The sequence below is a fragment of the uncultured Veillonella sp. genome, from assembly GCF_963522475.1.
Lineage (GTDB): Bacteria > Bacillota > Negativicutes > Veillonellales > Veillonellaceae > Veillonella.
In genome coordinates, this window is record NZ_CAUQYW010000018.1 from 16742 (window position 1) to 27097 (window position 10356).

At 35.2% G+C, this 10356-nt stretch carries 12 protein-coding genes; 8 read left to right on the top strand and 4 right to left on the bottom strand.

Annotated elements, in window-relative coordinates:
• The first annotated feature begins 48 nt into the window (after window positions 1-48).
• Window positions 49-1026 carry a hypothetical protein gene (locus RWP19_RS08705; RefSeq protein ID WP_314357343.1) on the top strand — a complete coding sequence of 326 codons (978 nt, stop codon included), beginning with the start codon at window positions 49-51 and terminating at the stop codon, window positions 1024-1026.
• Window positions 1027-1177: 151 nt separating this feature from the next.
• On the opposite strand, the gene RWP19_RS08710 is transcribed toward RWP19_RS08705, so the two are convergent.
• Window positions 1178-1729: a GDSL-type esterase/lipase family protein gene (locus RWP19_RS08710; RefSeq protein ID WP_314357344.1), complete on the bottom strand. Its 552-nt coding sequence runs from the start codon at window positions 1727-1729 to the stop codon at window positions 1178-1180.
• 144 nt (window positions 1730-1873) lie between these two features.
• Here RWP19_RS08710 and RWP19_RS08715 point away from each other — a divergent pair, with 144 nt between their 5' ends.
• A complete protein-coding gene (locus RWP19_RS08715; protein ID WP_314357345.1) occupies window positions 1874-2671 on the top strand; it encodes a hypothetical protein in 798 nt (265 codons plus the stop codon).
• A 134-nt stretch (window positions 2672-2805) separates the two neighbouring features.
• On the opposite strand, the gene RWP19_RS08720 is transcribed toward RWP19_RS08715, so the two are convergent.
• The 3 genes from RWP19_RS08720 to RWP19_RS08730 form a co-directional block, all read right to left on the bottom strand.
• The gene (locus RWP19_RS08720; RefSeq protein WP_195186201.1) at window positions 2806-4029 is read right to left on the bottom strand and encodes an MFS transporter; all 1224 of its coding nucleotides are present in this window, start codon (window positions 4027-4029) and stop codon (window positions 2806-2808) included.
• Between the two features lie 443 nt (window positions 4030-4472).
• On the bottom strand, window positions 4473-5627 hold the full coding sequence (locus tag RWP19_RS08725; protein ID WP_314357346.1) for a site-specific integrase: 1155 nt from the start codon (window positions 5625-5627) through the stop codon (window positions 4473-4475).
• 28 nt (window positions 5628-5655) lie between these two features.
• Window positions 5656-6258, bottom strand: a complete 603-nt coding sequence (locus tag RWP19_RS08730) for a helix-turn-helix transcriptional regulator (protein WP_314357348.1) — start codon at window positions 6256-6258, stop codon at window positions 5656-5658.
• A gap of 171 nt (window positions 6259-6429) precedes the next feature.
• On the opposite strand from RWP19_RS08730, the gene RWP19_RS08735 reads away from it, so the two are divergent.
• The 6 genes from RWP19_RS08735 (at window position 6430) to RWP19_RS08760 (ending at window position 10070) form a co-directional block, all read left to right on the top strand.
• Window positions 6430-6639, top strand: a complete 210-nt coding sequence (locus tag RWP19_RS08735) for a helix-turn-helix transcriptional regulator (protein WP_314357349.1) — start codon at window positions 6430-6432, stop codon at window positions 6637-6639.
• A 22-nt stretch (window positions 6640-6661) separates the two neighbouring features.
• The gene (locus RWP19_RS08740; RefSeq protein WP_314357350.1) at window positions 6662-7318 is read left to right on the top strand and encodes a BRO family protein; all 657 of its coding nucleotides are present in this window, start codon (window positions 6662-6664) and stop codon (window positions 7316-7318) included.
• A gap of 545 nt (window positions 7319-7863) precedes the next feature.
• Complete coding sequence (locus RWP19_RS08745) at window positions 7864-8031, top strand: hypothetical protein (RefSeq protein ID WP_314357351.1); 168 nt, start codon at window positions 7864-7866, stop codon at window positions 8029-8031.
• Between the two features lie 4 nt (window positions 8032-8035).
• Window positions 8036-8221 (top strand): hypothetical protein, encoded by a 186-nt coding sequence (locus RWP19_RS08750; RefSeq protein WP_314357352.1) that lies wholly within the window; start codon window positions 8036-8038, stop codon window positions 8219-8221.
• 142 nt (window positions 8222-8363) lie between these two features.
• Window positions 8364-8942: a phage replisome organizer N-terminal domain-containing protein gene (locus tag RWP19_RS08755; RefSeq protein WP_314357353.1), complete on the top strand. Its 579-nt coding sequence runs from the start codon at window positions 8364-8366 to the stop codon at window positions 8940-8942.
• Between the two features lie 576 nt (window positions 8943-9518).
• Window positions 9519-10070, top strand: a complete 552-nt coding sequence (locus RWP19_RS08760; protein WP_314357354.1) for a hypothetical protein — start codon at window positions 9519-9521, stop codon at window positions 10068-10070.
• Window positions 10071-10356: the final 286 nt, after the last annotated feature.

The window sequence follows — 10356 nt, forward strand, 5'->3', positions numbered from 1 at the left end:
TTTGTATTTGTGTTATTTGTAAAATCATGTATTTAGGAGTGAACTATTATGAACAAAAAACATTTAGCAACTGCTTTCGCAGTATTTGCAGCTACAACCATGTCTTTCTCTGCTTTTGCAGCATCTGTTGATGCTAACGCACGTGCTTACGAACGCGCTGCAGCTGAGCAATATACTTACGCTGCACCTCAAGCAGCTACACCAGCCTACCAATCTGGTTACGTAACAAGTGCACCACGCCCTGGTTACAAACCATTACCAGCTGTCCCTTACACAGCCGGTGACATGGCTCAACAAATGCCTGTATCCAAAGAATTGGGTGATCCAATCTTCGTAGCCCCTCAAACAACAGCTGTAGGTCTTCAAATTATGGATCCAATCCCTACTAACAACCAACCAGTATACCAAGAAACTGTAACTGCTGTAACAGCTAATGGTAACGGCAGTGCATATGTTTCTCGTTACAAAACTAATCAATTAAATGCATTCGACTTATTGTTGAACGGCAAATCCTATACTTACGACTTGCCTGCATACACTAACGGCTACCAAGTGAAAACTGCTAGCTCCTACAACCGTGCTGGTGATGGCGTTGCAAACGTATTCTCTACAAACGTAATCACTGAAGCAGTTGTAAACAACAACTCCTTGCGTATCACTGTTAACATGACTCAACCAACAGCTGTAGCAGCTGCTAAATTGCGTTCCATGCAACAAACTGGTCAAGTAGCAGGTGGTGAAGTAGCTGCATTATTCGCTTACAATGAAAGCTATGATGGCGTAAAACAAGCTGCTCAATATGACGTATTCAACAATGGCAACCGTTACATCGTTGTTAAATCTGGTGCTGTAACTGTTCCAAACGGTGCACAACACCCTTACGCAACTGCATTGTTCGCAGTAACTGACGACACTGTAGCAGCTGTAACAGTATCTGGCAACACTGCTGATGCTTACGATTTAGTTAAAGGTACTGCATACGCAATTGCACAATCTGCTCGCGTATCTAACGCACGTACTCGCTAATTCTAACTATAATTCGTTACGAATTAACTATAACGTGAAGGCTATAAACCTTCACACCTAAAGACTATATAAATCACCAAAGCCCCGAATGAGGTATCTCATTCGGGGCTTTTTTATGCATCTTACCAATTAAATTCTTAGATTTATTTTTTTACGATAATCTTGTAAATACTTCTAACGCTTTATAAGCCATCAAACGATAGCCTCGTGCATTAGGGTGCACTTCACCAGCAAAAACAATTTGGCCAATTTGGTCCGCTTCGTATAAGGTTGTATAAAAGTCTATAACCTTTAAATTATGCTCTGCAGCATAGGCTTTCAGTTGTTCATTGACCTCTCGCACCACAATGTCGAGTCCATCCATATCACTATCGATTTGTGTTTCTAATCCAATGATAACTGTCCCCTTTGTACTTGCTAGTTCAATAGTTTTCACCAAAGTCTTGAACACATACGCACTATCTCGACCTTGTAATATATCATTAGTACCACACATCAAAAAGATATGACGTGTTGGATTATCTACAGCTGTAGACGCCCATTCTTCAATGTTATAAATCATACCCTGTACAGAGCATCCATCTTCACCATAATTTGTAAAATTCATCCCCTCTATAGATGCATCGCATATTTCAACCCACCCTTGACCATAAGGTACGTCATAACCACGAGTAATACTATCGCCAAAACAGATAATTTCCATATCAAGACCTCCTGTAACTATGCATTAATCATATAACAAAAAGACAATTATACACAATATACATATTATGGAGCTTTATATGCATTTTTTATAGAATTACATGTATGACTATGGTATACTAATGCCACATAAGAGAGGTCTAATATGAGAAAACTATATCCCTTTATAATACTAGCCTTGGCAACCATACAGTCAGCTAGTGCTATTTCACAATATGAATTAGAAAATAAGCCTACTCAATACCAAATTGCTTATAATAGTCCTTCAGAGACCGTATATATCGACTTGAGTACAATCAGTCTTGCACAAGCAGGCGCTACTTACAGTACGCTTCACGCTCGTACAATTAGTCTATACAAAAATCAGAATATCATTGCAGATTATTCAACTAATTATACATATCATCGAGGCAATACATCTAAAGATATTTATCTTATGGATTGGCATGTAGCACCGGCAAATTTCTACCAAGTAAACGGTGCCCCTATTGGAGCCACTAATAACGAGCATTCTGTTCTATCCACAGGCGCTCATATCGCTACTAAAGGTTCTGCTATAGCTGAAATAGGTCAATTCATTCTACACAATGCATTGGAATTGGAACGAATTACATATACTTTTACGAATCCCTATGTACCACCTCGACCATATAAACCAATAAACACACCACCTCCAACTGCAAGTAAACCATTATTTGGAGTTCAACCACCAAAAGGTGTATACAAACCACTAAATCAATTGAAATCCCCTTACACTTCTAATCAACCACGGTTATCACCGTCTAAACTAGGTGTATATGGGCCAGTTCCACCACCTCCTCCACAAGGGCCTCGACCTAGTGATTGGATTCTCGACATTCAAAATCAGGACATGCCAGCCCCAAATACACCTATGAGTGATTGGAAACCGCAACCTGATTATCATGCACCGCAAAAACCATAATCATAAAATATAGTTATTCGTAACGTAGAAAAAGAGACTGAACTGTCCCCTATTGGGGAGATCTAGTTCAGTCTCTTTTGTTTCATATTTTGTTTCCATACAATCAGCGGAACCTATTGTATGATGCTTTCACATTATTTAAGACGTACAAAGAACAATGCAATAGCACCGATAACTGGTGCGATGGCAAGGGTCATCAATGCAGATTGATAACTACCTGTAGCTGTTAACATGCTACCTAAAATCATAGGTGCCAACATAACGCCGATCTGATTAAACAAGTTTACAAAGCCTGCAGTTGTACCGCGTAAATGAGGTGCTGCGGATTGAATTACGAGAGCATTTGTTAAAGCACTATGCATGAAAGCACCAATACCAAGAATTGGACCTGTTATAAAGAGCATATCTGGATTTGTGGTGCTCGCAAAGAGGATCAATGCTGGTGCAAACAAGAACATAACAAGCGCTACTAAATGATTCTTCTTAATCGGTAAAATATCGGACAAGATACCAATAGTCGGTTTCGCAATAAGCGCGGCTAAACCAAAGGCAGACATTACATGGCCTGCATAGATGGCATTAACGCCGAGCTGTTTAACCATGTACAAGTTTGACCATTGCGCCACGGCCCAGGTAGCACCGGTAGCAAAGAAGCCTGCAAAGGCAAGACAACAAATGTTGCGATTCTTCAAAACATGTAACAAGTTTTCCTTTAAAGAAGTCTTTTCGCCTATATGAGCAGATGCAGCACTCACCTCTGCTTCCCGCTGCGCTAAGATATCAGCACTTGGTTTACGAACAGTGAAATAGCTGAGAATGAAAACAAGGATTGGTAATACGGCTGTTAAAAGGAATGCATTTTGCCAACCATAGTTAGTTGCCACATATGGCGCATATAGGTTTACAGTGGTCAACCCAAGGGATGTACAAGACATGAAGATACCTACGGCCGCACCACGTTGGTTTGGACCAAAGTAATCCCCAATAGCACTTAAACAAGATGCTTGTACTGGACCAGATACAATACCTAATAAGAAACGCAATACCCAACCATAAGTGTAATTATCGATGGTGCTCATCAATGCCGTAATAACAGCCATGGCAAGCAAGCTCACTAAAATGGTATAACGGTAACCAATGCGATCCGCTAAGATACCACCTGGTAGAACCATGATGGCATACCCCATATAAAAGGCAGATAAATAGGCTGTACCCATTTGAGGCGTAAAGCTCAAGGCCTCATTAACGATAGGCATCAAGGATGCCCAAGATAAACGCATAACAAAGCTAATCAAAAATGTTAGCCATACGCTGACGAGAATTAAAATCTGAGTTCGCGAGAAACTAAGTCGATTCATACGAGCTCCTTTCTACAAAAAACCTAATAAACATAAGGTTAGCATATCATAGAGGAGAAAGATTGGCTATATAAAAGTACCATGCTTAGATCTATACAATAATAAAAAGCCCTCTAGGTATATAACCTAAAGGGCTTTCTAAGTCGTGGCGGAGATAGTAGGTATTGAGCAATTACTACAGATAAATACTGGCTTTGTTTATCTGAATACCTGTTAGGGGGCAAAAAAGGGGGCAAACACTAAACCACAAGACAAATGTCTTTTAATTGTCCGCTAAATGTCCTATACCGCATCAACAAGCACAATACATATAAATATATATTCACATGCATGACCTACTAGGGAATATTATGTAAATTGTGGTGAGCAGTACGGTCTTATGACTTTTTCTAAAAAAATAATTGATACCTAGGGGGGGGGACTATATTATACACATTCCCCCTCTATGCTTGCCTATGGTTTAGCTTGTTGATCACATCATCATGCATTGATTTAGTAACATGAGTGTAAATACTAAGCGTTGTATTAGGGTCATTATGTCCTACACGTTGCATAATCGTTTTAAGTGGTACGCCTAACTCTGCTAACATACTTATATGTGTATGTCTAAAGATATGAGTAGTTAAGTGTTTACCCTCAATATGTACGCCTTTCAATCTCCTATTTAAGAATTGAATATCATAAGGATTACCACGGCTAGAGGTAAATATATAGCCATGATCTATATACCCCTCGAACCATAACGACCGCCGTTTATTCTCTAACATGATACTATCAAGAATACTAACTGCCCTATCTGATAAGGATACATTACGAACTGAATATATATTTTTAGGTGTTCCCCTCTTAATCTCGCTACTATTCTTATAATCATACTGAATTGTACCATTGATATTTATAGTAGCGTTTTCTTTGTCATAGTCGCTATATCGTAACGCCAGCAATTCGCCAATGCGTAAACCTGTTAAGCTAACGAACTCAAACAATAAACTAATACGGCTATCAATCTTTGATAATTGCATTAGTGTTTCTTTCAACTCAACCGCATCAAGGAATTTATTTTGCTTTTTAGCTATATCTGAATGGCTAAAAGGCTTTTTCTTTATCTCAATATCCTCAAAATCAATAAGGCTAGGTATTAATTTCTTCCGTTTAGCGTGCTTATATATGGCTTTCATCGTTGTAAATGTAGCCCTTGTATAAGAGTATGAAAGGTTTTCTACATAATAGACCTTATGTAATACATCTTCTAGTGTAACCGCCGTTAAGCTGGCAATGGGTAACGCCTTATCAATGTATGTGAAAATCTTGTTTACATATATTGTATGGTTTATGTGTGTAGATCGTTTTACAGTCGGTTCAGTATGTTCAAGCCATGACATAGCCACATCATAATAAGTTACTACCTTATTTATATCAATCTCTTTTACCGCCTGTTCGTACTTGCGTTGTAATTCTATTGTTGCCTGCTTGCGTGCATGACTACTATTAGTATTAAAAATTACAGATACTTTTCTTATCTCGCCATTCGGTAATTCAAAGCGTTCACAATACTTATATCGTGTACCCTTTTTACTTTGTCTTTCTTCTATCCACATAGTACCTCTTTTAGGTACTAGCAAATTATTAGAATGGAATAATATTTAGCTTTACTGATACAGGGTTAAATAAAGGTATAGTAGCGATATATACATCAGTTTCATGTTCATACTTTTTCAAATAGTCCTCATATAAATCACCAATGACATTTTCAAGATGAACCTGTAATTCTCTTGGTAATTCCTTATAAATCCTATCTAAATCTTGTATTTCTTCAAGATTATCATCAGTTGTAAGCGTTATTCGTATTAAATCATCATCAATTTTACCAACGCCAGTACATTCCACACTAAATTTTTTATTATCAGTTTCAACATTTAAAAATAGAGTTGTTGATATATCTGCACTTCCAATATTCCACTCTCTATCACTATCAAGATATGGTTCAACATTAGTTAGATCTAACGATTGAATTTCTGGGTTTATATCTATAGGACTATACACAAATAAATCTGCAGGTTCAATCTTTAAATATCTACAAATCTTATCAAGGGTATCAAATTGAATACCTTTAGTATGTCCCTCGGTTAAACCTGTCAACGTTGTTCTACTTATTCCTGTATCATTAGCGATTTTAGAAATTCTAATATTATTTTCTGCTAGTTTAACCTTCAAATTACTCTTAATCATACAATCACCTCTACACTTATAATACACATAATTTAGTGGAAAATCAACAAAATGTTCATCATACTGAACAAAATGTATTGACTACACACAAAAAAGTATGTATTATAGAGTTAAGAACTGTTCATGATGCTGAACAATTACATTGTTATTTCATCAAAACGAGGTGTAAAAATGAAAAAAAGATTGAACCTTATCGGCTATAGGAAAATGGCAGATTACACACAATCTGAACTAGCTGAGAAAATCAACATTAGTTACTCTAACTATAATTCAAAAGAAAACGGAAAAACTGAATTTACTTATTCAGAATGTTTGAAAATTAGAGATATACTAATGCAACGACTAGGAAAGACTTTAACTATTGATGAGCTTTTTGCCTAACTAATTAAATCGAGGTGATCATATGGAATTAATTACAACACAACACTACGGCGGAAATATTTTCTCATTTTACAGTACAAAGCGAAAAGATATTTTTATGACTATTAATGAATTAGCTACTGGCTTTGGATATAAGAGCAAGAAAGGTATAGAGGAAATGCTAAGACGCAAACCATACCTAAAAGAAAACAAATACTCATTTATGTCAAAGGTTCCAGTCCGTAATTATGGTACCCCTCAGAGCGTGGGTACCACAAAATCGAAATTACAATATCAAGAGGTTAGATTATTTACAGAAAGAGGAATATTTGAAATTGGGTGTATCTCTCATACCGCAAAAGCTGAACAATTTAGAGATTGGGTATTCAACCAACTAAAAATATTAAAAGATGCTTTTACTAAAGGCATGATAGCCCATACAGAAAGTAAAGATCTACAAAAGATGCTACATGATGCGGTATTCAATAGCCTTGCTTATATCAACAAAGACGATGAAAGCAAAAGAAAAAGCGTTATGAATATCAACAAACATCTTATAAAAACCGCATCAAACGGCAGAGTTACACATAAAGTAGATATGACGGCGGAAGAAATTCAAAAGCTAGAACATTTAGAACACAAAACAATAACCCTATTAAATGAGGGTAAATGCTATAAAGAAATTAAATTAGCACTATGAAATGACTAACAATGATATATGTTACTAAGGCATTTTATTTTCAATCATATAATTACCTCACCAGCTTTAGTAATATATTCTAACATTGATACTCACAGATATTCAGTAATAGCCACATAAAAGAGTACTACAAATATAGATAATTACTGCATATATCACACTTCAATAATTTTGATTTACATAGCCTAATTCACGCTAAATCGTCTTTTAATTCTTGTTAGGTATAATCTATCAAGACATATACGAAAACGAGCATACAGGCTAAATAAATGAATTTTATTTTTCAAGAAAGGTAAAAATTATATGAACAATGATATTTCCATTCCACGAGCAGGAACTTTTGAACCTATCATAGTACAACCTAAAGACATTGTTTCCATGTTTAGCATTAGTCGGAGTACAGTAACACGGCTTATCAGTAAAATACTACTTGATGATAAATATAAGAGTTGCATTACTCGTCTAAATAGAAACCTCGTACTAATTGATGTACAAATGTTTACTAACTATCTTAAAGAGCAAGATTTGAAAGGACTAAAAGAATAATGAAAAGAGATATTACAATCAAACAAAATACAGAAAATAAAATCGTTATCGGTCTTAATGACTTTAACCTTGATGCGGTTATCACCTTTAAAACTACATTCAACGAAGATACATGTACACAAACTACCGATATTAAATGTTCTTTAGAACCAGCTAATGAGGAGTAATACCATGAACGAACAAATGCAAGCAGTATTAGATAGCACTAAGATTAAATATGAACTATGTGAAATGGGTAGAGAATATATTGATAAATACAATAACAATCTACTAGATGTATATGAATTAGTTGCCCTTGTAACCTTAAAAGCCTTTGAACGAGGTGTATTTGAAATGGCGGAAACAAAGGAACACTAATTATGACTACACAAATAAAAAAAGCCCATGATACGGCTAATATCATAGGCAACTGGAAAGGCTATATCTACGCAAATAGTACTACCTTTCCTCTATCTTAACATACATTTTATTTCTAGTGAATACAAATAGAGGTGATTATATGTCGGTATTATGTGAAGATGATGTTATACGTGAACAAGCAGAAAAAAAGTACAATCAACAAATACAAGCAGGTGAAAAATGTAATCTTACAGTAATACACAATCAAATGCGAAAAGAAAAAGGGTTACCCCCTATATATGATGATAATGTAGTAGACGATACGCAAGAAAAAGAACTCACCAAAGATGATAAACAAGCATACTTTTGGTGGAAGTTTAAACATGATTTCTTTGATGATATTGGCATTAAGCGACTATCAAAGCTACCTAAGGGCGATACGTTCATATTACTATACATCAAACTTATTACTCTAGCTTTAAAATGTAATGGTTATATATGCTATGAGGGTATTGGAATAAGTTTAAATGAAGAAATAAGCCTGCATTTAGATAGAGATATAGAAGAATGTACGGAATTAATCGAAGTATTAGAAAAGTATAATCTAATTACACTAATAGATGATAAGGAAACGATCTATATAAAATCTTTCAACACATATACTGGGGTCGATGATGCTAAAACAAGAATGAGAAATTCAAGGGAACGCAACAAGCAACAAAAAAGCACTTTATCCTAGTAACTATCTATATCTTCACTACCTCTACTCATTCCATATGTTACGATATGTAACAAAATGTTACGAAACGTAATGAATGTGTTACAGAATAAGAATAAGAATAAGAACAGAATAGAATAGAGTAGATTTAGATATAGAGTAAAAAAAGAAAAAGAAAAAAATTAAGAATTAGAAAAGAGAAGAGAAGAATAAAAAAAAGAAAGAGATATAGAGGGAGATTATTAAGAGGGAGTATACTAAATAAGGCGAGTTATAATGCTCGCCTATTTTTTATATCTAATACTACTCAATGATCTATCATTAAAACGATAATTAACACTTGCCAATGTATAATAAAGAACAAACAAAGGTATTATTCATATTAATTAACAGTATAATAGATACTACTGTTATACAACTACTGGTATACCATATGGCAACCAACTGGCAACCATACGGCAACCAAAGATAAACCACTATACCACCTATCAAGATTTTAATAACAAGAATAAAATTATGTATCCAATATGGAGCCAAAGTGTATCCAAAATGGAACCACTATGTATACAACACTATAAAATAACAAGGCAGGTACTAATGAACGCAAGCGACTATAGAGCATACAGAGAAGAACAAGCACTAAAGAGAGAAATAGAGCGACAAGAAACGCCTAAAACTCCCTCTTATACTTTCCGTTTTACGGACAATATCACAATCAATCATAATACGCCTAAGGCAAGTGAAAATTACCGCATCAGAGCCGTATTATCAAGCTATAAGAAACTTAATAACCAGTACCTAGAGTTACAAGAAATTATCAAGCATTATAACCCTACTGCCAAAATATCAACCTACGGAAGAACTTCAACACATACCAATAAGAAACACGATTTATCAGATGAACTTGTTAAAATCGAAGATACTGGCATTAAATTCGCTAATATTGTATTGATGCGGTCATATATCAAAGGGCGTTTACAGGATATAACTGCCCTGCCCTATTCTGATATTAGATACATCATTGATGCTTATATAGATGAAATAACAAGCGTTAGCCCAACAAAAACAAGCCGTATAATCAAGGAAATAGTAAAGAAGTCTATTGAACTGCCTACAGTAGAACAAGCAAAACTATATATACAAAACTAAGTTTTCTATCTCTCACATCATAGATCAATAACTTAATTTCCTAATATTTCGAATACCCTAAAAAGGGTTAATAAAAGTTAAGGTTATCTATTATAAGATAGATGCTGGTAACATAGTTACATAACTGTTACATCAATGTTACATGACTGTTACATCGTAACGCCCCTTACAAGAAGTTGACAAAAGTTGACATACCTAATATAGAGCAAAAGTAAAAACCCCATAGGAATAAATGATATGTACCCATTTTCCTGGACACATATTATTTACTAGCCTAAACACATGG